Source organism: Rhodopirellula halodulae, assembly GCF_020966775.1.
GTDB classification, from domain to species: Bacteria; Planctomycetota; Planctomycetia; order Pirellulales; family Pirellulaceae; genus Rhodopirellula; species Rhodopirellula halodulae.
Genome location: NZ_JAJKFV010000002.1, coordinates 1 through 21,955, shown reverse-complemented (window position 1 = coordinate 21,955; position 21,955 = coordinate 1). Strand labels below are relative to the sequence as shown.

General features: G+C 57.3%; 20 protein-coding genes and 1 tRNA gene. 8 read left to right on the top strand and 13 right to left on the bottom strand.

All coding sequences use genetic code 11. The annotated features are described in order from the left end of the window. Positions 1-85 precede the first annotated feature (85 nt). Together LOC70_RS00700 and LOC70_RS00695 are read left to right on the top strand one after the other, a co-directional pair. Entirely contained in the window at positions 86-1,894 is a 1,809-nt protein-coding gene (locus LOC70_RS00700; RefSeq protein WP_230251343.1) for a sensor histidine kinase, read from the top strand. Between the two features lie 431 nt (positions 1,895-2,325). After that, positions 2,326-3,075, top strand: coding sequence for a hypothetical protein (locus LOC70_RS00695; RefSeq protein WP_230251342.1), 750 nt, complete (start codon positions 2,326-2,328; stop codon positions 3,073-3,075). A gap of 23 nt (positions 3,076-3,098) precedes the next feature. On the opposite strand, the gene LOC70_RS00690 is transcribed toward LOC70_RS00695, so the two are convergent. From LOC70_RS00690 to scpB, 5 genes are all read right to left on the bottom strand, one after another. Beyond that, complete coding sequence (locus tag LOC70_RS00690) at positions 3,099-3,431, bottom strand: competence type IV pilus major pilin ComGC (RefSeq protein ID WP_230251341.1); 333 nt, start codon at positions 3,429-3,431, stop codon at positions 3,099-3,101. After that, positions 3,428-4,591 carry a type II secretion system F family protein gene (locus LOC70_RS00685; RefSeq protein ID WP_230251340.1) on the bottom strand — a complete coding sequence of 388 codons (1,164 nt, stop codon included), beginning with the start codon at positions 4,589-4,591 and terminating at the stop codon, positions 3,428-3,430. Before LOC70_RS00685 ends, LOC70_RS00690 begins: the two co-directional genes overlap by 4 nt. 49 nt (positions 4,592-4,640) lie before the next feature. Continuing rightward, positions 4,641-6,404 carry a GspE/PulE family protein gene (locus tag LOC70_RS00680; RefSeq protein ID WP_230251339.1) on the bottom strand — a complete coding sequence of 588 codons (1,764 nt, stop codon included), beginning with the start codon at positions 6,402-6,404 and terminating at the stop codon, positions 4,641-4,643. 78 nt (positions 6,405-6,482) lie between these two features. Next, positions 6,483-6,965 (bottom strand): response regulator, encoded by a 483-nt coding sequence (locus LOC70_RS00675; RefSeq protein ID WP_230251338.1) that lies wholly within the window; start codon positions 6,963-6,965, stop codon positions 6,483-6,485. A 329-nt stretch (positions 6,966-7,294) separates the two neighbouring features. Continuing rightward, a complete protein-coding gene (gene scpB / locus LOC70_RS00670) occupies positions 7,295-8,713 on the bottom strand; it encodes an SMC-Scp complex subunit ScpB (RefSeq protein WP_230251337.1) in 1,419 nt (472 codons plus the stop codon). 95 nt (positions 8,714-8,808) lie between these two features. On the opposite strand from scpB, the gene LOC70_RS00665 reads away from it, so the two are divergent. The 3 genes from LOC70_RS00665 (at position 8,809) to LOC70_RS00655 (ending at position 12,032) form a co-directional block, all read left to right on the top strand. Continuing rightward, complete coding sequence (locus tag LOC70_RS00665; protein ID WP_230251336.1) at positions 8,809-9,612, top strand: hypothetical protein; 804 nt, start codon at positions 8,809-8,811, stop codon at positions 9,610-9,612. Then, positions 9,609-10,775 carry a cysteine desulfurase family protein gene (locus tag LOC70_RS00660; protein WP_230251335.1) on the top strand — a complete coding sequence of 389 codons (1,167 nt, stop codon included), beginning with the start codon at positions 9,609-9,611 and terminating at the stop codon, positions 10,773-10,775. Before LOC70_RS00665 ends, LOC70_RS00660 begins: the two co-directional genes overlap by 4 nt. Positions 10,776-10,877: 102 nt before the next feature. Then, positions 10,878-12,032 (top strand): helix-turn-helix domain-containing protein, encoded by a 1,155-nt coding sequence (locus tag LOC70_RS00655; RefSeq protein ID WP_230251334.1) that lies wholly within the window; start codon positions 10,878-10,880, stop codon positions 12,030-12,032. 374 nt (positions 12,033-12,406) lie between these two features. Here the strand turns inward: LOC70_RS00655 and LOC70_RS00650 are convergent, their stop codons facing one another. Together LOC70_RS00650 and LOC70_RS00645 are read right to left on the bottom strand one after the other, a co-directional pair. Further along, on the bottom strand, positions 12,407-13,216 hold the full coding sequence (locus LOC70_RS00650) for a hypothetical protein (protein WP_230251333.1): 810 nt from the start codon (positions 13,214-13,216) through the stop codon (positions 12,407-12,409). Between the two features lie 9 nt (positions 13,217-13,225). Beyond that, a complete protein-coding gene (locus LOC70_RS00645; protein ID WP_230251332.1) occupies positions 13,226-14,266 on the bottom strand; it encodes a prenyltransferase/squalene oxidase repeat-containing protein in 1,041 nt (346 codons plus the stop codon). A 393-nt stretch (positions 14,267-14,659) separates the two neighbouring features. On the opposite strand from LOC70_RS00645, the gene LOC70_RS00640 reads away from it, so the two are divergent. Next, positions 14,660-14,899: a hypothetical protein gene (locus tag LOC70_RS00640; RefSeq protein WP_306796870.1), complete on the top strand. Its 240-nt coding sequence runs from the start codon at positions 14,660-14,662 to the stop codon at positions 14,897-14,899. Between the two features lie 15 nt (positions 14,900-14,914). Continuing rightward, positions 14,915-15,172, top strand: a complete 258-nt coding sequence (locus LOC70_RS00635) for a hypothetical protein (protein WP_230251330.1) — start codon at positions 14,915-14,917, stop codon at positions 15,170-15,172. A gap of 110 nt (positions 15,173-15,282) precedes the next feature. Here the strand turns inward: LOC70_RS00635 and LOC70_RS00630 are convergent, their stop codons facing one another. The 4 genes from LOC70_RS00630 to LOC70_RS00615 form a co-directional block, all read right to left on the bottom strand. Further along, entirely contained in the window at positions 15,283-15,744 is a 462-nt protein-coding gene (locus LOC70_RS00630) for a hypothetical protein (protein WP_230251329.1), read from the bottom strand. Positions 15,745-15,961: 217 nt separating this feature from the next. Beyond that, positions 15,962-17,266: an ABC transporter permease gene (locus LOC70_RS00625; protein WP_230251328.1), complete on the bottom strand. Its 1,305-nt coding sequence runs from the start codon at positions 17,264-17,266 to the stop codon at positions 15,962-15,964. A gap of 2 nt (positions 17,267-17,268) precedes the next feature. Beyond that, positions 17,269-18,201, bottom strand: coding sequence for an ABC transporter ATP-binding protein (locus LOC70_RS00620; RefSeq protein ID WP_390888974.1), 933 nt, complete (start codon positions 18,199-18,201; stop codon positions 17,269-17,271). A gap of 267 nt (positions 18,202-18,468) precedes the next feature. After that, positions 18,469-19,959 carry a prenyltransferase/squalene oxidase repeat-containing protein gene (locus tag LOC70_RS00615; protein WP_230251326.1) on the bottom strand — a complete coding sequence of 497 codons (1,491 nt, stop codon included), beginning with the start codon at positions 19,957-19,959 and terminating at the stop codon, positions 18,469-18,471. A 730-nt stretch (positions 19,960-20,689) separates the two neighbouring features. On the opposite strand from LOC70_RS00615, the gene LOC70_RS00610 reads away from it, so the two are divergent. Further along, positions 20,690-20,763, top strand: a tRNA-Met gene (locus tag LOC70_RS00610). Positions 20,764-21,168: 405 nt separating this feature from the next. Here LOC70_RS00610 and LOC70_RS00605 read toward each other — a convergent pair. Together LOC70_RS00605 and LOC70_RS00600 are read right to left on the bottom strand one after the other, a co-directional pair. Next, a complete protein-coding gene (locus tag LOC70_RS00605) occupies positions 21,169-21,537 on the bottom strand; it encodes a DoxX family protein (protein WP_182868896.1) in 369 nt (122 codons plus the stop codon). 2 nt (positions 21,538-21,539) lie between these two features. Continuing rightward, positions 21,540-21,860 carry a type I restriction-modification enzyme R subunit C-terminal domain-containing protein gene (locus LOC70_RS00600; RefSeq protein WP_390888981.1) on the bottom strand — a complete coding sequence of 107 codons (321 nt, stop codon included), beginning with the start codon at positions 21,858-21,860 and terminating at the stop codon, positions 21,540-21,542. Between the last annotated feature and the right edge of the window lie 95 nt (positions 21,861-21,955).

The window sequence follows — 21,955 nt, the reverse complement described above, 5'->3', positions numbered from 1 at the left end:
TGTTTGAGGCCCTCTTTCGGCGGTCGATCTTCGGCCCGATTGAGTCTGCCCGACCCGTCTGAACCAGCGTTTTCGCTGGACGCCCATGCTGCGGATCGTCCAAAGCCTATTTGCTTCGATGAGTCTGGAACGCAAGTGTTTGTTGTTCTTTGGCTCGGCGCTCGTCGTGTTGATGTGCGGCGCTTTTTGCATGGTGTTTTTGCTCGCCGACCGCTGGGTCAGCAGCACGACGCAGCAACAGGCCCGCGACGCGGCGGCCACGGAGATGATGCTGATCCACGCCGAGGCGATGTATTCGGCTCATCTGCCCGAAGACAAGCTCGACATGACTCGGCAAGAGATCGCCGGGTTGCGATCGCAGTTGCTGAGCCAAGACATCCAGTTTGACATTTTGGGTTTGGAAGACCCGCAGCCGTTCGACAATTTGTCCGCACCGATTCAGCCCACTGAGCCGAGTGAACTGCAATTGCTGCAAGCGTTGGAGCCGCAGTTCCGCGCTCGGTTGGAACGTTTGCTTTCAGATGACCCGATTGATCTGAGCAAGACCGTCAACTTGGCGGACGATGCCGCCATGAGCCGGATCGGTCCGGCCAATCGGCCTGTCTTTGAAGAACTCGGTCCGACGAACGGTCGCTACGTTTACTACGAACCGGTGTTCATGACACACGACTGCATGCCGTGCCACGCACCCAGCGGTCAAATCATCTCGCTGTCGAAGGACGAAGACCCAACGAAGTTGGCCGCCCAGTTGCCGTACCGTGTGAAGCGGATCAGCATGCCGGACGACAAGATCGTCAAAGACATGACAGGGATCCGAGCGATCGTGGTGTCGATTGCGATGTTCATTGTTGCGGTCACGTTGTTCGTGTTGCACGCGATTGTTCGCTACCTCGTGCTGCAACCCTTGTTGCACCTGCGTGACGTCAGCGATGCGATCACGCACGGCGACACCAATCAACGGGCAACCATTTCCACCGACGATGAATTTCGTGAACTGGCGGATGCATTCAATCGGATGCTTCGTCACCTCACCGAAACCCAGACGCAGCTTCAAAGCGTCAACCGAGAACTCGATGCGCGCGTCGACCAGTTCGCTCAGCTCAACCTTCAGCTCTACGAAGCCAACCGATTGAAGACGGATTTCTTGGCCAACATGAGTCACGAACTCCGCACGCCACTGAACAGCATCATCGGTTTCTCGGAAGTCTTGCAGGGCATTGATTCCCTCTCGGAAAAGCAACGTCGCTACGCGTCCAATATTCAGAAGAGTGGTCGTTTGCTTTTGGAAATGATCAACGACATTCTTGACTTGGCAAAGGTCGAGGCTGGCAAGATGGAGGTCCGTCGTAGCGAATTCCATTTGTCTCGTTTGGTGGGCGCACAATGCGACATGATTCAGTCGCTATCGGAGGACAAGAACATTTCCTTGTCGGTCGAGGTGCCAGAAGATTTGCCGGTCGCTTACCAAGACCCCAACAAACTTGGGCAGATCCTGAACAACCTGCTTAGCAACGCGATCAAGTTCACTCCTGAGGGAGGCATGATCACCGTGCGTGTAGTGGATTTGCATGACGACCGATTCCGCTTGTCAGTGACGGACACCGGTGTCGGAGTTGCCGAAGAGGATCAGCCGATCATTTTCCAGAAGTTCCGCCAGAGTAAAAAAGTGCTGGATGGTGATGGACTGACTCGCGAATTTGCTGGGACCGGGTTGGGGTTGTCGATCGTCAAGGAGTTGGCGGTGTTGCTTGGTGGCGAAATTGATTTCCAAAGCGAACTCGGACGTGGGAGTACTTTTTGGGTGATCTTGCCGTACCGACTGAGCGACCATGCCATCGAGGATGCGGACGTGTCGATGGGAAAACTGGCGGCCGCGTCGCAGCCCATTGGATAGCGCCTGTGTCGGTTGACGACGGCACGTGGTGCAAATAGTCGACACCATCATTTCGCGGAACTTTTGTTCGGTGATCGGTTTGCCGGCAAGTGGTTTGTCGGCGATTGGGATGAACCAACGGCTTCTCTTTTTCGTCTCATTTGACCGCCACGCGGTTGCTGTTTTGGACGGTGTGGCACCCTTCCACCTGTGTGAGGGCTTTGCTTGCAAACTCAGGTGTCCAAGCACACTGCAGGGCCTCCCGCGTTGCTAAACTGTGTGGTGCCGTCACGGGAGATCTCGCATCTCCGCGGTCGGTCGCGAACCAGCCGGATCAGGATGTTTGGGCGACGTTCTCGTTCGAGAATTCTTTTCTGAACGGTTCGTCAGCAACGATCGGTTCTGGTGGTTCGACCTTTTCCTCACACGCTTTTTCATTGAGTGCAAACGATATGAGTGATTACGGCAATTTCGGCGACGAATATTACGTGAACATGAACCTGTCCACTGAAATGGAGTTGCCGCAAGGTCGCGAATCAGTCCTGCATTACTTCGAGCAGGTCCAGCGTCGTTATCCGAAGATGGCGAACTTCTATGCACGCGAGAAAGACGAGTACGTGCTGGAAGAGGAGAAAGAAAAAGACAGCGGAGCCTACCGCTGGGTTTCGATCGAACCCAAACGCGTCAACAGCGGCATGGTCAGCCCACCCAGTTACGAAGACGCGTGTGAGCAGCATCGCGCGGTGTTGGAGTTGGTTCCGTATGAGCTGTCGGTTAGCCCGCTGGATTGCGAAGCGTTGACGGTCATGCTCGGTTTCGATTTCACTTGCAAAGGCAACCACAACGAAATCGTGACCGAAGCGATTGGGATTGCTCCGGGACTGGAGAAGTTCACGCAACTGCCCTACGGCAAACTGCTGTCCAACGAACCGGTGATCCAATTTGCTTTGGACGAAGATTGCAAGACGCAGTGCCGGATCAGCTTCGAGTCGCGAACGGGAGCGTTCCAAATTCGAACGGGCGAGTTCACGGAAGAACAGCTCAGCGTTTACATGATGGTGCGTCGCTACGATTCGCTGGGTGCGAAAGAAAACTACGCCGACGAATTCACTCGGCTATCGCAGTTGTGTCGCGATTTGGTCGACGAGTATCTGATCGACAGCGTGCTTCGGCCGCTTCAAACCGCGATCTCGATTCGCTAGCTCGATCACTGGCCGTCATTCAATCATTGCCCGTGAGTGGGGCAAACCACGTTGCCTCGGTCGAGACGGTATGCGTTTCCCGAGGTGGGACACGTGGGTAGCACTTCGCCGGTGTAGTCCGCATCAGCCAGTTCACGCATGGCGCTAGTCGGCAGTCGTCCGTTTTCTTGTTCGTACAACGTGACGTCGCTCTGCAATGCCGCGCGATGGGCTTCGCAAGCTCGTGACTGCGCGGTTTCGCCATGGGTTTGAAGGAATGCCAAACCCGTCATGGCGAACATCGTGGCGATGGTCAGTGCCGCGATGACTTCCAGAACGCTGAAGCCACGTTGGGGTGGAAGGAAACGTTTGATCATTCAAGCACCTCGAACATGTGGAACATTGGGGTGTAAATAGACAGCACCATGCCGCCGATCATGGCCGCCAAGGAGATCGTGAGGATGGGTTCCAGCATGCCGACGGAGGCATCGATGCGTGATTCCAATCGATCGCGTAGGTGATCGCAGGTGCCTTGCAGTGATCGCGAGAATTCGCCGGACTGCTCACCGACGCCAATCAGTTGGCACAGAGTGGGTGGAAAGAACTGTTCGTAACGTGCCAACTCAACGCTGAGCTTCTCGCCCCGGCGCACTCCTTGGTTGATGTCTTCGATGGCGCCGCGAACGCACCGATTCTTCACGCAGGTTGACGCGACTTCAATGGCTTCGATGGGTTTGTAACCGCACTGAACCATGGCCGAGGTGGCTTCCACAAATTGCAACACCGCAGCGTCGCGAAGCCATGGTCCGACAACAGGAATTTTGAGGAACGCCGCGTCCATTTTGGCTGCGATCTTGGGCTTCTTTCTGCCCAGACTCCACAAAATGGCCGACACGATGATCACGGGAATGGCGAAGATCCCCTTGGTCAACAGGAAGCGACTCATACCGGTGACAAACTGCGTCACGGGAGGCAGGTCGACACCACTGGCGGTGTAGACGGTTTCAAATTCAGGAACCACCACGACACACATGAAGATCATCAAGCCAAAGCCAGCCACCGTGATCAGAATCGGGTAGCTGATTTTCTTCATGATGCGTTTGCGGAGTGCGACTTTGCGTTCGACTTGCTCGCAAACGCGAAGCAACGCGGTTTCCAGCGAACCGCTGCGTTCACCCAAGCGGACCTGTTGAACTTGCATCTTGTTGAACGTGCGCGGATAACGCGCCATTGCGTCGCTGATCGAGCCGCCCGCCATGATCGTGCTTCGCATCTTCAATAGCACGTTGCTGTAGCGGCGGCTGGACGCGTCCATGGCCAACGAACCGAGTGCTTTGGGTAGCGTGAGCCCATTCTGAAGCAGCATCAGCAGCATTCGCATCAACTGCGCAAGTGGCACTGGAGGAATGCGAGTTGGATCGCAGCCTTTGGGGACACCTCGTTTCGGACCGCCGACTTCGATCGAGTTCAGCTTGCGCAAGAACCCCATCAAGCCGCCATCGGTCGGTGTGGTTGTGGTGCTGGGTGACATGGACATGAACGTGTTTCCTAATTCTTCAATCGATCACTTGCGACTCGTTCGAACATCATGCGATGGCGCTGGGGACTGGACCGTCCGCAGATCTGCGTCCACCCGCTACCGGGGCCGATTGCGTGCTGCGTCGATCACCACTGGTTTTGAAGTAGACTTCATCCAGCGATGTTCGACCGGCAACGGCTGCTTCGAGTCCCGCTTGTCGCAGTGGCACCATGCCGGCTGCCAAGGCCAAATCTTCCAATTGCGAGTGCGGAACACCGGCTTCGATCGCGGCCGAAATCTCAGAGTTCAGCGGCATGATTTCGAAGATCGGCATCCGTCCGGCGAACCCGGTACCAAGGCATCGTTTGCAGCCCGCACCACGAATGAAAGTGGTGTTGCGAGGCACCCTTTGTTCAGGATCGAGTGCTTCGAGTAGGTTCAAGTTGGCCGGCGCGTCCACCTTGCAGTTTTCGCAAACACAACGCAGCAACCGTTGGGCAACACTGCCGATCAACGAACCGGCGATTTTGAAGTTGTCGACGCCAAGGTCAGCCAAACGTTGCACGGCACCCACAGCGTCATTGGTGTGCAGCGTGCTGATCACAAGGTGACCCGTTAGAGCGGCTTGCACGGCCGTGGAGGCGGTTTCGCAGTCGCGAATTTCACCGAGCATGATCACGTCGGGGTCTTGCCGCATGATGTATTTCAATGCGTTGGCAAAGCCCATCCCGAATTCGTTGTCGCTCTGAACTTGATTGATTCCGGCCAAGCGATATTCCACCGGGTCTTCCACGGTGACGATATTGCGATCATCGTCATTCAAGTGCTGCAGTGCCGCGTACAGCGTCGTGCTCTTACCGCTACCCGTCGGACCGGTGACCACGAACATGCCGTGTGGTTTGTCGATGATGCGACGGACGGAGTCGTAGTCTCGTTGAGGCATTCCGATGTTGGCGAGGTCGAACGTTTGTCCGCCTTCGTCCAGCAGTCGCAGCACCAATTTTTGACCGTCCACCGTGGGGATGCCGCTGATCCGAAAGCCCACTCGTTTACCGTTTTCATAAACGGTGAGGTGGCCGTCTTGCGGTCGTCGGTTTTCGGTGGTGTCCATGTCGCCCATGACTTTGATACGGCTGACCACGGAATCTTCGATGTGGTTGGGAATTGTCATGACGACTTGCAACTCACCGTCGACTCGATAGCGAACTCGCATCTCGGGTTTGTGCGGTTCCAAATGAATGTCGCTGGCACCGGCGGACACCGCACCCGACAAGATGGCTTGAACCAACTTCACCACGGGCGCGTCTTCTTGGCTGACGGCGGACATTGCCAATTCGTCTTCTTCGGTGACTTCGCCGGATTCCGCCATCTCGGCGAACTTCATGTCGACGATGGTTTGACGTGCGAAGGCTCGGTCGTCGTAAATGCGGTTCAAAAATTCGCGAACGTCATCTTCGAGCGCGACAACGGGACGGATCTTGTACCCCGTCATCAACTCCGCTTCCGCAATGGTTTCGATGTCGTCGGGAGCGACCATTGCCAGCGTCAACATTTGTTCGCCAACGTCGATGGCGGCGGCTTCTTGAGACCGTGCGAAATCCTCGGGCAGCAATCGCGCGACTTGTGGGTTCACGCTTGAAAAATCAATGTCAACAAAAGGCACCGAGAATTGCTCGGACAATGCGGCACCGAGCTGCGCATTGCTAATCAACGATTGACGGACGAGCCAGTCACCGATCATCACGCCGCGAGGCTTGTCGGAGAACGCGGCGTCCATTTGTTCTTTGGTCAGAATCTCCAGTTCAACCAAAATGTCGCCAATTCGTTTCATCGCTTCGGTCCGTGCAGGCTAAGGATTCGTTGGAACAAGGGGTGATTGATTACGACGTGGTGGATCAGCGGCGTGGGCTCAAACGGTTTCCGCGTGAGTCGGAAGGAGCTTTTGCACCTTCTCTTCCAGGACGGTGGGATCAAACGGTGTGATCAAGTAGTCCTGGGCACCGGCGAGGTAGGCTCGGCGAACCATTTCCAAGCTGGGGTCCAACGAGAAGACCAAGGCGGGAACTTGTTCGGGGCTAAATTCCAAACGCAGTTCGGTCAGCCATTCCAGACCGTCGCCTTCAGGAAGTTTGGTGTCCAAGATCAGCAGGTCCGCCGGTTGGCTTCTCAGTCGATCGACGGCTTCGGCACCGCTGCCGACCACCTCCAACCGATAACCCAAGAGTTCCAAGCGAAACGCGGCCAAGTCCGCGAGCACTTGTTCGGGTTCCAGCATCAACAGTTGGGCTTGGGTGGTTTCAAACATGGGTTCGAGCAACGATTGCGATACAAAAGGACAGCTACCGTCTGAAAGGTAGGTCACCATTTGCTCGATGTTGAAAAAACACCACATGGATGACGAAAGTCGTCAGCCGGTGAAGTTTGCCGAGTCGCAATGGAAGGTGCGATCGGCATGACCCAAGCAACGGTCAAGAAGCGAGCAATCGTCACAACCAGAATCACGATCGCGAAGGCAGGTCTGGTTCCAATAAGGTCCGGTTCCAACAAATGAGATGTCGGATCCGTGCTGTTGGATCTGTAGCGCCGGACCCATGTTGAGATGCCGCGTCGACGCTGGACCGATCGAGCGGTCCGCGGTGTTGCTGGATACGCGGCTGGCAGCAGAGGACGCGTGGCAGCACCCGGCGAGGCCGGGGCTACCTCAACCCGAAATGGACGCGATCAATCTTCCCAGTCTTCGTCTTCTTCATCCAGGTCGTCATCGTCGTCTTCCCAGTCTTCGTCGGCATCGTCGTCGTCGACTTCTTCCCAGTCGTCGGTGCCGTCGAGGTCGTCGTCTTCATCGTCGAGGTCATCTGACTCTTCGTCGTCGTCCTCGTCTTCATCTTCCTCGTCGTCTTCGTCATCCCAGTCATCGTCGTCGAAGTCGTCGTCCTCATCGTCGTCGAGATCAAATCCGTTTTCGTACAGATCGTCTTCTTCATCTTCGATCACGGCGGTGGGATCTGCGGAGGAAGTGCCCTCATCGGCCACGGGGGCATCCAACACGGCCACGCCGCCAGACAGATCAGCGTCGAGTGAAGCGGTGAATTCAGTGGCGAGAGTTTCGGTCGCGGCGATACTCACGTCAGACTCCTTGGTGGGGTGCAAATTCTCGGTTGCCGAGGGATCCGTTTCCGACTGATCGGCAGACGATTCGCGGCGAGGATGGGATTCGGTTTGAGAGTTTTCTCTCGATGTCACTTCGTCAACATTTTCATCCTGGACGACTGTTTCATCCAACCCGTCGTCAGATTCAGAAACATCATCGCAGGATGCGTGCCAGTCAATCGGCGGAAGCGACTTTATCGACGCCAATCCGCAGATTTTTAAGAAACGTTTGGTGGTGCCGTAAAGGTAGGGACGCCCCAACTCTTCACTGCGACCGCTGATTCGGACCAAATCCAATTGCATCAACTGTCGCAGAATTTCACCGCACGCGACACCACGCACGGCTTCGATGTCTGCCCGCGTGACGTCTTGCCGGTAGGCCACCACCGCGAGCGTTTCCATCATCGGCCAACTCAACCGGACCGCTGGAGCCAAAAAACCAAGTCGCCGAAGCCAGGGGGCGACGACCGAACGCGTCATCATGCGTTGTCCACCGGCGACCTGCTCAATGCGAATTCCACGGCCCATCCGCTCGTAGAGTTCGTTCAGTTCGCCCACCAAGGTGCGTGCTGACGTAGCGTCTTCGACGTTGGCCAGAGCCGCCAAACGTCGGTAATTCAGCGGGGATTTCGCGATCAGCAACACGCCTTCGACCCGAGCTCGAGCGGCCAGGCGATCTTCCGGATCGACCGCGTCGGTGTCCGCTGCCGGGTTCGCGTCCGAGGAATGACCGTTGGAGCCCGCGTCTACGCCCGCCATCGACTCGGCGTTTTCCTGCCCAAATGGCTGGTCAAAGGAGGCCGAGCGCCGCGTGGATTGTCCGTTGCCCGTTAGGAGTCGCCTGAGTGCGGCCCCGGCCAGTTGCGTCGCAGTCCGATGGCCTTGCGTGGGGCTGGTCCAAGCCGAGGCTTGCGGCGTGGTTCGCGACGCGGCGATTCCGGCAACGCCGCTGGATGGACCTCGCTTCCAAGGTGTGGCGTAGCCATTCATCTTTGTTACGCTTGGAAAAAGGTTTCTCGGGACAAATTGGACGAGTCGCGAACCTACCAAACCGTTTGATTGACGTCTGCCGGGATATTTCCACGATGCCAGCGACCGCTGCCGATTCAACCAGCCAATCCAGCACAGATCCGCTGGTGGCACCTCGTTCGTCCAAAAAGCGTTCTCGGAGACGCTTCTTCTTGAACGCGAAGTTTTGGCTGATCGTCCTGTCGACCATCATTTTGGGCGGCGTGCTGTTTCTGATCATTTTGGCGACGGGTTCCGTTCAAGGCACCGAGTTCAGCCCGACGCACTTTCAAACGCGTCGGTTTTCTTTCTACGAGATCCCGTTGCTGCGATGGCAGATCACACCGATTCACCGCGTCAGCAACACGCCTGAAACGGCTCGTTTCCTCACCCAGTCCAAGACGTTGCCGTTGCCCAATCAAGCACCCACGGTGTGGCACTTGGTCGAAGTCGAACGCGGGGCGAGCGAAGCGGCACCGGGCGACGCGGCCTTGCTGGTGGATCATCTGCGTTTGATGGAAAACAGCGTCGCGGTTTGGAAGCAGTGGTCGGTTGATCATCCCAAGCTGGCAAAGGAATTGTGGCCAAAGATCGCAGACCTAGCCAATCGTGAACTTTATGTGTTGATGCCGCGAATCTTGGAGCTGACGCGGGACGCGGACGGTTTAGCTGATTGGAAGCAATCAATCGACCGCTATTTAGCCAGCGAGTACGTCACGTTGATTCGTGATATGCGTGATGCGGGCCGCGATGAATTGGCAGATGCTCTGATGGCGGAGGCATTGGCGGAGCAACCCGACAACCCCGAATTGCAATCCCTGATGCCCGACGCGAATTCGTCAACTGGCGATGCGTCAGACGGCGGCGCAGAAACCACATGATCTATCTCGACAACAACGCCACGACCGCAATGGATCCCAGCGTGGCACGAGTGCTGACCGAGGCCCTTTTGCAAACGCCCGCCAATGCGTCCAGCCAACACCGATTGGGACAGCAAACACGAATGCGATTGGACGAGGCGACGGACCGCATTGGACGTTGTCTTGGAAGTGACCTCACCCGCGTGCATGCTCCTCGTTTGTTGATCACAAGCGGCGGCACCGAATCGAACAACTTGGCGATTCACGGGATCGGAGAACCGGATGCGGCAATCGTTGTTAGCCGAGTGGAACATCCCAGCGTCTTGGCTGCCGCGGCGACCGCGGAACAGGCGGGACGAACGGTGGCATGGATCGATGTTGATCCAAATGGCGTGGTGAAGTTGGATTCACTGCGAGAGATCTTGATCGAGCAGACGCGTGATGCGCAGCAGTCGGACTCCGTCGCCGTGGTGTCAATCATGTCAGCCAACAACGAAACGGGCGTGATCCAACCAATCGAACAGGCAGCAAACATCTGTCGAGAGTTTCGAGTTCCATTGCATGTCGATGCGACTCAGTCCATTGGCAAGGTGCCGGTCAATTTGACCGAATGGGGTGTCTCTGCCGCGACGATTACTCCGCACAAGATCCACGGTCCGGTCGGCGTTGGCTTTTTATGGCTCGAGGCGGGGCTCGAAGTCCGAGCCAGATTGCAGGGCGGCGAACAGCAATTGGGGACTCGGCCGGGAACCGAACCCGTGGCGTTGGTCGTTGCCACGGCCGAAGCGATCCGCATCGCGTGTGAGGCGTTGCCTGAATCCGCCGATCAAATGCGGCGACTGCGAGACCTGTTGGAATCCAAGTTACTACGCGACCATCCGACATTGGTGGTGCACGGCAAAGATGCGGCTCGGTTGCCATCGACCACTTGCGTTTCGTTGCCGGGAGCCGATCGCCAAAGTTTGCTGATGTCTCTGGATATGGCCGGGGTGGCGTGTAGCAGCGGATCGGCGTGCAGCAGCGGCAGCAGTCCCCCCAGTCACGTGCTGCAGGCAATGGGAGTGGGCAAAAGTCTGCTGGATTCCGCCCTTCGTTTCAGCGTGTCGAGGTTTTCCACGGAGGCCGAAATTGAGCGGGCCGCTGAGCTGATTTCTCGGCAATTTTCGAGGGCAATCGACGGGTAGGCTGTGGATAACTTGCCTAGAAATGGATGGCGGTGAACGAAATTTCAATCTAGAGTGAAGCTGTCTGGATTTCACCACCTCGCTCTAAACTCGTGCCCCGTCGTGGTTGCTTCGTCTCCCAACGTCAATTCTTTCGCGCTGGAACGGCCCTCGCTGCGTCGCCGTCGCCGCGATAGTGAGATTGTTCGGCCGATCGTTCCGCTGTTTTATTGCGGTGACGAAAATCGGCTGGCGGGATACGTGTGCGAGAACCCCATCGAGACCCTGCTCGAAATTTCGCGACCCATGCTGTTGGTCGGTCAACCGGGGACGGGGAAAACGGCGCTGGCATTGCATCTGTCCAAACGGATGAGCATCAGCAATGTGTGGGACGCGATGGGATTGGATGAGCAAACACCCAAAGGCGGACCGACTGAGGTCACTTCGCGGGTGCTGTCCAGTCGTGTGCTGTATCAGCCAGCGATCGATTTCGCACGCGAATTTGCATCGTCGATTGATTCGAAGGATATGCCGCGATTTCGCGAGAAGCTTGATTCGGTTCCGATTCTGGTGCTGGATGATTTGCATCTGATCGCTGACAAGGGGCCCGCTCAAGAAGAGTTGGCTCAGCGGTTGGAAGCCCGTGATGCGGAAGGTCGATTGACCATTGTGACGTGTCGTCGTTTGCCGTCCGAGGTGCGCGGGCTTCGACCGGCGTTGGTCAGCCGCACGTTGCCGGGATTGACCGTCACGTTGCAACCTCCGTCAGGCGATACCCGTCGCACCATCCTCCGCGAATTGATGCTGGCTCATTTACCGGAGGTCGAACCGGAGATGTTGTCGTTGTTGGATGCGGGGCTGCCGGTGGATTGCACGGTGCGTTCATTCGAATCCGCGATCAAGCAAATCGCGTTGTGGTGTCGGATGCACGATCAACCGATCTGCAGCGAAGCCGTGCAGTCGGCGATCGAAACCGCCGGTGGAGCTCAGTCGATCTCGATCAAAGCCATCACCACCGCGGTCGCGCGTCAACTCGGAGTCAAATCGACCGACATGCGGAGTGGTTCGCGACGACAGAACATTGTTCGTGCTCGGTCGTTGGCGATGTGGTTGGCTCGTAAAATGACCGAGTTCAGTTTGACTCAAATCGGCGACGCCTTTGGTGGTCGAGATCACTCGACCGTGTTGCACGCGATTCGCAAGATCGATGAAACACTCGATGATGATGTGTTGCTACGACGTTCCGCCGATCAAATCATGGAAAAGTTGTCGACCTAATTTGGGCCTTGCGATGTCCCTCTGCCGGAGCTCCGCTTCGCTTCGGTCCGGCCTACGTTTTTAGCGTCGCGGCGCAAGCCGCACGGTGTGTAAAGGGTGTTCGAGTGTTGGTTTGCGAAAAGATGATTTCAGAGTTGGGCGTCACAGGTGGGTGGTGGTTGCTGGTACCGGAGGGCTTGCGCCCATTCCGCTAAGACGGTAGGACGCGAGTTGGATCGCGGTGTGTTTTGGTGGTTGACGTTCTGCTGCCGGAGCTCCGCTTCGCTTCGGTCCGGCCTACGTTCTTAGCGTCGCGGCGCAAGCCGCACGGTGCGTGAAAGCAGCCAGGCAATAGATAGCGAGTTTGTGGTAACGACGCCGATACCTGCTGCGTTTCAAAACCCGTGAATGGGCCAGATTGCTTCGGCGGTGATGCGAAAGGTCTGCTCGGAGAGCGGATGCGATTGCCGTCGCGAATCTTCGGAAACGGTGCGTGCCAACTGCTCGTGCAACTCGGTGGGCAAGGCCGCTGACCACGCGATCAAGAAATCTCGGTTGGGGACGCCGACGATCGCGGCGGGTTCCCCATCGGACGCTTCCGAGTCCTCGCTCAATTCTCGGATCAATCGTTCGCGAATTTGTGGCAGTAACACTCGCGCGGCGTCGTAGCCATCACCGGATTGAATCGCAATGAATTTGGGCGGTCCTTCCACCACACCCATCGGGCAATCCAACGAATCGGCCAACAGATTTGTCTTGGCGATCTCAATCAAATCCACGACGGATTGGCCCCATCGTTCCGCATCTTCCGGTCGGATGTAAGCGTAACCATGTGGCGAATCCACCACGACGCTGCTGGTGATGTCACTGGCGAAGGGAAACGTGATGGCTTTCCGCAACGCATCGATGTCACTGCGACAAAGTTGGACCCGCAAGCGAGGCTTGGCTTCTTCCCATGTTTCCGGTAGCACTTGGTCCGCGGCGCGAACCATTTCCAACATCCGAGCGAACGTCACGCGAACGGTTTCGTCCAATTCGTCATCGTCGAGATTCGATTGATGGTATTGGGCCAGCAGATTTGACAAACCGAATTGCATCTCGCCACAGGACAAGACACCCAGTTCCTCACCCATGCGGAAGCCTTCGGTGGGGAAATGTCGCTGGACGATCTCGAGTACACGCTGGCTGAACGATTCCAAGTCCATCGTTTGGCCTTAGCGTTGATAGATGGGCAAAAAGCCTCGGTCAATTTGCATCATGATCAGGTTGCAAGCGGTCACATAGACCGGATGGATTTGGCCTTCCCACGAGCCATCGGGTTTTTGTTCCGCGGCGATGCGATCGTACAAACGATCGCGGAACGGCAACCACAATTCATCGCCCTGCCGGTACACGACTTGGCTGTAGTAGAGATACGTGTAGTGCCAATGTCCAAAGGCTCGCGCGCCGTTGTTGATGTCGTGCAGCGTCTCTTTGCTGTACTTCAGCATCTCCGGCACATGTTCGCTGTCGTACGCACCCGCGTTGTACAACGCGGCCAACGCGGCGGCGGTGATGGCGGGGCGACTGCTGCCCGTTTGTCGGCTGCTGTAGCTGATTCCGCCGTCGGGATTCTTGCAGCGATAGATGTATTCCTTCGCTTTATCGATGACCTCGCCACTGACGGGGATGCCCGCATTGCGACACCCGCGAAGACCTTGGACTTGGGTGATTGTCGTGCTGCCCTCGTCGAAGTCGTTGCCCTCTTTGGCCGAGACATAGCCCCAACCTCCCGCGGCTGTTTGGGCGTTGCCGCTGAATTCAACCGCCTTTTGCAAAACCTCCACCAACTCCTCGCGTCGGTCGAGCAAGCCTTCTTCGCCCAAGACCTGTGATAGGAACAACATCGAGAACCCGTGGCCATAGGTGTATCTTGAATCGGTTTGAGGGTCACCGATCAATCCATTGCTGCGAGACTTGCTGATCAGGAAGTCCGACGCGCGAGCAATCTGCTTGGCGTAGGGACCCTGAGTCGTCGTGCTGCCGCTGCCAATCAACGCGGTGCCTGAGAGCGCAGCCATGGCGGTGGGATAAACGGTGGTGTTCCACTGGCCGCGAGACGATTGTTTGCTGCTGAGCCATTCCAGTCCGCGCTGAATGGATTCTTCCCATTTGGCTCGGTTGGCGGCGTGTGCGTTTCGCGGGCTTAGCATTCCCGTGGCTGCGGCAGCCCCACCCGCCAAACTGGTTCGCAAAAATCGGCGTCGATCAAACATGTTGGACAATCGGAGCTTTGGAGGCTGGTTGCGTGGCGTCTCGTTCATTCTTCCATTGTGGCGAATTCGTCCCGGTGAGTCACGCCGAATTGGTGCGGTGCGGCCGATGGGGTGCGGGGAGGCCGCTCGAGGCAAACAGCGTGCGTGGTTGCGTGGTTTGCGGGCATGTCGAAACGTCCGCGTGAAACTGCGAGGCAGTGCTGAACGCATGCATTTGGACGTTGGACATTTGGTCCCCGCGAGTCTTTCGGGGCTCCCAGGACTTTTTCGCGAATCCAGTCAAGGTTTTCCGGTTCTTCCGCCGATAACGATTCTGTCACCGATTTCAGGCAGACGGGCTCTCGTTGCGTGAGCCGTTCGGTCCGAAAACCTTACGCGTTGGGGCGTACAACGATGGAAAACAAGATGAACACGCACTGGATCACCCGCGGGACGGTCTGCACCCTGGCTCTCGCGGCCCTGTTGGCGACCAACACCGGATGTCAGGTTTCGCTCAATGGCCAAACGCTGCCAAGTCCTTATTATTTGCAGGACGACGTCCAGTACTTCCCCGCTGGGCCTGAGTTTAAACTCTCCCGCGAAGCAGCTGCTTTGCAAGCTGCCCGTGCCGAAGAAAAACGCAACCAACGCTAGGCTGAAGCATCGCCCATGGCTCCCAATCGTACGCCGCACCAAGAAAAGATCATCCGGAACTATTACCAGAACCGGGATGCCATCGGGTTGCAGAAGGCTCAGGAAGCCGTCACCGAGCTCTACCTGAGCGAGGGAAAGAAACGGGCGACCGTATGGAAACGATTGTGCAGCCACCTGGAAAAGGTGGGTGTGCCGGAAGCTCGCATTGAGGAGCTGCGGGAATCGGACGACCCCGCCGCCGTGGCCGCGTTGCTAGAGAAAATCGCGAAGTAGAGCTCCGCGTTTGGCCCGATGAGGTCGGCCAGTGTCCGTTGATGTTGGCAGCGGCGGGCGAAGCGGCGACATCGAGCAGCGAACGTTAAGCAGTGTGCAAGCAGTATGCGTTAAGCGGCGTACGTCGAATTTCCAAACTGAGATTCGATGGCCACGAACCGCTCGCGCCATCGCAAACGAGCGAACCAACTCGGACGAGACAGGTTGGGATCGTCCGCACCAATGCGATGAGTCTTGCCTCGCGTGGTTCGCATGGTCAGCGTTCCGTCCAGATGAACCTCGTCGACCATCCAGAACTTCTCCACGACGTAGTTATACGTATCGCCCTTCAAGTTTGGTTTCACGCGACTTGCACGCGGCCCTGGCACCTTGCCGCGTTTGCTCTTTCGATAGATGGCCCAATCACCCGGTTTCCAGCGAATTCCGTTGGCCGTTATCGCGTGTGACCTTGTATCCACCACCTCGGCCGTTACAAGACCACTGGTGGTCGCGTTTGCCAGACGGTTGGAAGCGGTTGCGTTCATGGAACCACGACGGAGCAGTCGCAAATTTGCCCAGATTCGTTCAGTCATCTTGGAACCCCGCTTTCAACAAGGCATGAGAAACGGAAAATAGCCAGTTAGAAACCTGATGCCGATGCTCGCAGCACTTGCGATTCCAAGTCGTTTGAGATCGGCCGATCAGGACCTCCGACAGGCAAACGACGCGCCAAACGGTCTGTCGTTACTTCGACGTCAAACCACGATAGGCAAGCATCCCGCGTTTCCTGCAACGAAAACCGCGAAGTTCTCAAGAAGTTTCCCAGCGAATTGCTAGCAAACGAGCGAGGATGAGCAGTCCAAACGCGGTCCCAAGCAGCACCGTCAACTGCGGCTGCAACGCACTGGGAGGCAGCTCCCGCCAGAAGACTTTGTCGTACCCATCGAGTGCCCAAGCGTTGAAGGTCCACAGTCCCGCTTCGCGGAGACCCTCGCTCATCACATACCGAGGCACCATCGATCCACCCAACGCGCTCATGGTCAGAACGGCGACCACGGACAAACCATTGAGTTGCCCGCGTGTCTTGCACAACGTGGCCAAGAACAAACCGAACGAGGCCGCGGCGGCGGAGGTCACCACGGTCATCATCACAAATCCGTCCAGGTTGCCGAGCAGGTCCAAACCGAAGACCAACTGAGCCCAAACAAACATCACTGTGACTTGGATGCACCCAAGTAACGTCAGGTAGAACCATTTCCCAAGTAACAGATGGTCCATTGTCATTTGCGTGGAAAGCAACCGTTCCAGCGTCTGGTTTTCGCGTTCTTCCAGCAGCACGCCACCGCCGCTGGTCGCGCCGAACAACAAAAACATGACGGCGATTCCCGCGGCGTACACGCTGATCACCGGATTGGATTTGTTTTCGCCAATCACGTTGACCACGTTCACCGATGGCGGTGACAGGCCTGTTTCGGTGGCGATTTCCGACGAGGCATCCGAGGTGGTTGCCGAGTTTTCTTGGGCGACGTTTCGCACGAACTCTTGAAAGTTCGCTTGTTGAACCAAGTCGTCTGACGGTTCGTCGGACATGATGTCCGCTCGCATTTGAATCGGTCGCTCGTTGGGGCCGCTGGGGAGTGCCGTGATGGCGCGGGCCATCATCATCGCGCGCATCACCAACGCCGACACCACTTGGCTGGCGACTTGGTCCGATGCGTCGTTGAGTAGCTCAGCGGTGAGTTGTTCGCCATCTTCCCGCAGAACAATCGCGATGGTGGCTGACCCACGGCGGACCAAGTCTTCGCCCGCCGCGCGATCGAGCCGCGGATCCTCTTCGCTGTCGCGGACCAATCGTAAACCGTCGCTTTCGCGAAGTGTTTGAATCACCTCATCGCACTGCAACGAAGTCGTCGATGTCGCACCTTCATCGGCTGAGTTCGCGGTTGCCGCGTCGCGAATCAAAGCGACCTTCACTCGCGGTGTGCCGCCCACGCCTCGCGAGAAGATCAAGGCAAAGATGCTGAAGAAAGCGATCGGAACGACAAACGTCAGCAACCATTCGACACGGTTGTGACGTAATCGCCTCAAGTGAATCTCAATGACTTTCCAAACCATGTTCAGTCTCGCAGAGCATGGCCGGTCAGATGCAGAAACACGTGATGCAGCGAAGGCGATTGGACTTCCACATCAAGCACGCCGTACTCGGCTTCGCTGAGAGCGTCCATCAATCGAGGCAATCCCTTGGCGACCTCTCGCATTTTGGTGGTGACAACAGGTTCGCCCGGTCTCGCGGTGACTTGCAATCCGGTCACGGCCAGCGGTTCGTTCCCATGTCCACGAAGTGGTTGATCCAGCCGCACGGTGACTTCGCGGTCGCCGCCGATGGTTTGTCGCACCAACTCCTCAAACGTGCCGGTCGCGATAACTTCGCCATGGTCCACGATCACAATCCTGTCGCACTGCGTTTCGGCTTCGTCCAAGTGATGCGTTGTCAATAAAACCGACGTGCCGTCGGCATTCAGTTCCGCCAGCATCGCAAAGATTCGTTGGCGGCTTTGTGGGTCGACACCCACGGTGGGTTCGTCCAGCAACAACACCTCGGGTTCGTGCAAGACGCCGCATGCCAAGTTGACGCGACGTTTCATGCCGCCCGAAAACGTGCCGACCAGGTCATGGGCTCGGTCGGCCAGGCCGGTCCATTGCAGGCCCCACTGGATCTTTTCCTTCAGCCGTCGACCACGCAGTCCGTGAAACCGCCCGAAGGCTGCTAAGTTTTCGGTGGTGGTCAGGTCTTCATAGATCGCGATTTCTTGCGGAACCAAACCCAACGAGTCTCGGACGGACGTCGCGTCGATCGGTTCTCCGAGCAATTGGATGCTGCCCGAATCTGGTTTGGCTCGCCCTGACAGGCAGCGAATCATGGTTGTCTTGCCAGCGCCGTTAGGCCCCAAGTAGGCCAGACGCTCGCCTCGCCGAAGCTCAAACGAAATTCCTCTCAGCGCCGCCTGTTCCTTGCCCCCACGCCAATACGATTTCTTCAATCGATCCACGGCAATGGCTGCGACCTCAGGAGATGCCGCACCGGCTGGGGCCGTAACTGATGACGCAGCACCAGGTGATGTGGCGCCCGGAGATGCAGCACCACGCGGCGGGGAGACGGAGGCGGTCACTCAATCGCTCTCGGAGGAATGTCCTGAATCGAAACGAGACTGCCATCCTAGACAATGCACGCGAACACTCGAAACGGCAAACCAAGTCCCCTGACGGGTGGTTTGGATTCAATCGTCCGCTGGAACGGGACCGACCCGATCATCGAGTCAGTTGATTTTGTGGTCGTACAGCGGCATGTGGCGGTAGTAGACCTCCAAGCAGTAGATCGACAGGCAAGTCGTGTAGAGGCGGCCCGCTCGGCGTCCCCATTCATCCGCTTGTGGGGACCAGCTTCCGGCTTCGGCACCTCTCCGCAATTGCAATCGCGGAATTTCCTTTCGCATGACGGAGTTCCATTTTCTCCAAGGTTCACCGCCGTAGTGATGCAACGCCTGGGTGGCGTAATACCAGTAGTAAACGTTGGGATTGTTTGGATCCAGCATCGCGCTGTCGACCAGGTCGCTCAAACCAACCCGCATGCCTTCCTGGTCTCGCGGCCATCCTAAGTACTGGCGACAGAGTAAACCTTCCGCCGTCATCGGATAGCTGGCGCCTTGATTGCGCATGTAAGCGTAAGCCGAGCCATCGTACGATTGGACGGAATCCAAGTAGGTATCCGCCATCCGGAGCGTTGACGAGGGAACTTCCAAACCAGCCGAGTGGGCACTGGTCAGCGCCATCACGTACCAACCGGTGACCGAGAGATCGGAGTCTTGACGCGGTCGGTATCGCCATCCACCCGCAGATGATTGGGCGTTGACGCAGTAGTCAACGGCGGCCTGAGCCGGGCCACGTAGTGCCGAGTCCTCCGTCATTCCGTACAGCTCGCAGAGAGCGATCGTTGCTTGAGCGTGCCCGTAAGCTTGTTGATCGTCACCGCGAACTTGAGTTGCCAAAAAGCCGTCTTTGCGTTGGCCACGCAGTAGCGTTCGCAATCCATTCTCGACATTTTCCGAGTACGGGCCGCTCAGATGTGTATTGCCGTCGCCTTGGAAAGCGAGCATCGCCATAGCGGTCGCGGCACAACGGTTTTCGGAAAATGGAGCTCCGTCGGAGTAGGGGCCTGCCATGCTCCACGAACCTGATCGTTCTTGATTCTTGACCAGCCAACGCAATCCGCGTTCGACGGCGGTGACCGTTTCTTCGTTACCGCCGTAAGCCGCCAGCAAAGCACTTTTCATTGGACCGCTTCGGCCATTGAACATCGGCTGAACGATTTCGCTGGCAGGACCGGCACCCAATTCCAACGGCACCATCTCGAGCGTTTCCGTCGGCACCTCCATCGTTTCCATGAGCGATTGGATATCCGTGTCCACGACCGTTTCGCTTTCGAGGTCATTGGTGGATTCCAACATCGATTCCGATGTCTCGATGCTGAGATTGTCGAGTTCGAAGTTCTCCGATTCGGTGGCCTCACCAAACTCCAGCACCATGCTGCCCAGGCCTTCACCAACGGGAGTGGTCAGCAGTGCCAGCACCAACAGCACGACCAAGTGAAACACCATGCTCACCAGCCATGCCGGCACGGATCGTTTGACTGGTTCCAACTCGCCTTCTTCATCACCCGATTCGGACGGTGGTTTGCTTTCGTCCGAAATCTCGGTTCGCCAACGTGACCGAGGTGTCGAGGAAGCCGCGGTCGCTGATGCAGTAGTCACTGCACCGTTCATTCCTGGCGTATTGTTCGCTGGCGTGACGTTGGGCGGCGTTGCAGTTGACGGTGTGACTTTTCGCGAGGCAGCCTGTTGAGGTGGACGACCGGCAGACGGTTTGGACGGTTCGGGTTTCGCCTGGCCAGACCGAGGCCCCGGCTTCGCGGACGAGGGTGGATTGACCGGAGGCAACGTCGACCGCGGGGGTGGTGGCGGAGGCGTGGCAGACGGTTGCGGCGAAGTAGGCTGTGCCGTTGGAACTGGCTGCGTGGCTGCGTTTGGATTGGCAGGAGGTGGCGGCACGGGTGGAGGAGGAACCGGTGTGCCCGCACTATTCGACTGCCCCGCACCATTTGATGGGCCCGCACTCTGCGGTGGGCCCGGAACCTGCGGCGGGCCCGAACTCTGCGGTGGGCCCGAACTCTGCGGTGAGCCGGAAGAGAACATCCCCGATGCTTCCAGTCCACCCGAAGAATCGGATGCGGTCGTGTCGGGGGGAAGAGTCATATTCAGATGGGAGTGTCCGGGACCGGTGCGCAACGCTCTAGTTTAGAACAACATAGCGAATCGCTCGCCAAAAAACGAAAATCTCAGCAACATTGCTGGAAGACGGTTGACGAGATTCGGTTTGTGACCGATAGTCCTCGCATCGTTGCGACGCCGCCACGAAATGATTTTTTTGCGAAATTTCGCTGTAGAAATCGAACCTTGGCGTCCGATTCAACGTGTCACATACCGCGGGATGGAGCAGCCCGGTAGCTCGCGAGGCTCATAACCTCGAGGTCGTCGGTTCGAATCCGGCTCCCGCAACTTCTCTGAAAGGTTGGAACAAGTTCTGACCCAACGGTTAACGAAAAGCCGATGCGTGCTCCGCATCGGCTTTTTTCGTTTTATCCCGCTGTCTACGCACGACTTGCGTCGATGTTCGTGGCGGAGGTTTCTCTGTCGTCTCAGAATCCTGAGAACACTCAGGCCGGCACTCGCGGCCGGATTTCGGTTTCTGGGCCAGAATTCTTACGTTCTCTGTGTCTTAGCCGGTTTGGGTTAGGAGCCGTAGCGACCTCCCTTTCGGTCCAGTTGAGAACCGCGTTTGCCCCTGAAAATCGCGACGTTTCCAATCACCCACTTCGTAGCGACCCACCGAAACAGAGCCCAAACGCCGTTTGCCGGGTCATCTGATTTAGAGACACTGAGAATAGCTGGGAGACGCGAACATCATCGCGATTTCACTGCCGCCCACCAAACCCAAGCGATTAGCACACCCTGCAGAGGCAGCCGAGCAACCAGTGCCCAAACCGGGATCGCCGGAAACTGGCCCGCGTTCATCAGCATATCCACGTTCGCTGGGAAGACGGCAACAAGCAGTGCGATCAATCCCCACCCCGCCGCTCGCCGCATTCGTGGCACCGCCAAGCCAACGCCACCAAGCAACTCAAAGAACCCAGAGACGTAAACCAATGGCAACGGCCAAGGCAAATAGTCCGGCATGATCTTCAGGTAAACGCCCGGCGACACAAAGTGATTGATGCCAGCGGCGATGAACAAAACGCAGAGTAGCGCGATCGAACATATTCGGCTGTTCAACTTCACTGAGCGACACCAGTGGCATTCGCGTTAATCCGACGCACTGCACCAATGAATGTTTCGGCGTTTTCGCCCATGACACCGGCGACGCCCTCAGCGTGAATGTCGGTGAAGGGCGGCTCGAAGAGCTGTGCAAGGTCGATCAGGCCATTGTCGACGAGGTGGTCGATGACCAAATCGACAAACCGAATTTGGTCCGCTGAGTATTGACCTTCAGCAAGGAAGTCGGCCAAGGCTGCTTTTGCCGCGGTGCGATCGAGCCCCACAATCCTTCGCACCAAAACACCAAGCGGCTCGTCGCTGCCGTAGGTTTCAGAGCCTATCCGGAAACCGATTCAGGTTGTAAGTCGATATTTGAACGGAGGTTGGTCGCCAGCGGGTGCAAGTCTTCGGAGCATCCGTCCGATTGATGCGATGC

Bases quoted from the DNA above. Each gene is read 5' to 3' on its own strand.
- LOC70_RS00700 (WP_230251343.1), top strand. From the start codon at position 86: ATGCTGCGGATCGTCCAAAGCCTATTTGCTTCGATGAGTCTGGAACGC.
- LOC70_RS00695 (WP_230251342.1), top strand. From the start codon at position 2,326: ATGAGTGATTACGGCAATTTCGGCGACGAATATTACGTGAACATGAAC.
- LOC70_RS00690 (WP_230251341.1), bottom strand. From the start codon at position 3,431: ATGATCAAACGTTTCCTTCCACCCCAACGTGGCTTCAGCGTTCTGGAA.
- LOC70_RS00685 (WP_230251340.1), bottom strand. From the start codon at position 4,591: ATGTCCATGTCACCCAGCACCACAACCACACCGACCGATGGCGGCTTG.
- LOC70_RS00680 (WP_230251339.1), bottom strand. From the start codon at position 6,404: ATGAAACGAATTGGCGACATTTTGGTTGAACTGGAGATTCTGACCAAA.
- LOC70_RS00675 (WP_230251338.1), bottom strand. From the start codon at position 6,965: ATGTGGTGTTTTTTCAACATCGAGCAAATGGTGACCTACCTTTCAGAC.
- scpB (WP_230251337.1), bottom strand. From the start codon at position 8,713: ATGAATGGCTACGCCACACCTTGGAAGCGAGGTCCATCCAGCGGCGTT.
- LOC70_RS00665 (WP_230251336.1), top strand. From the start codon at position 8,809: ATGCCAGCGACCGCTGCCGATTCAACCAGCCAATCCAGCACAGATCCG.
- LOC70_RS00660 (WP_230251335.1), top strand. From the start codon at position 9,609: ATGATCTATCTCGACAACAACGCCACGACCGCAATGGATCCCAGCGTG.
- LOC70_RS00650 (WP_230251333.1), bottom strand. From the start codon at position 13,216: ATGGACTTGGAATCGTTCAGCCAGCGTGTACTCGAGATCGTCCAGCGA.
- LOC70_RS00645 (WP_230251332.1), bottom strand. From the start codon at position 14,266: ATGTTTGATCGACGCCGATTTTTGCGAACCAGTTTGGCGGGTGGGGCT.
- LOC70_RS00640 (WP_306796870.1), top strand. From the start codon at position 14,660: ATGGAAAACAAGATGAACACGCACTGGATCACCCGCGGGACGGTCTGC.
- LOC70_RS00635 (WP_230251330.1), top strand. From the start codon at position 14,915: ATGGCTCCCAATCGTACGCCGCACCAAGAAAAGATCATCCGGAACTAT.
- LOC70_RS00630 (WP_230251329.1), bottom strand. From the start codon at position 15,744: ATGACTGAACGAATCTGGGCAAATTTGCGACTGCTCCGTCGTGGTTCC.
- LOC70_RS00625 (WP_230251328.1), bottom strand. From the start codon at position 17,266: ATGGTTTGGAAAGTCATTGAGATTCACTTGAGGCGATTACGTCACAAC.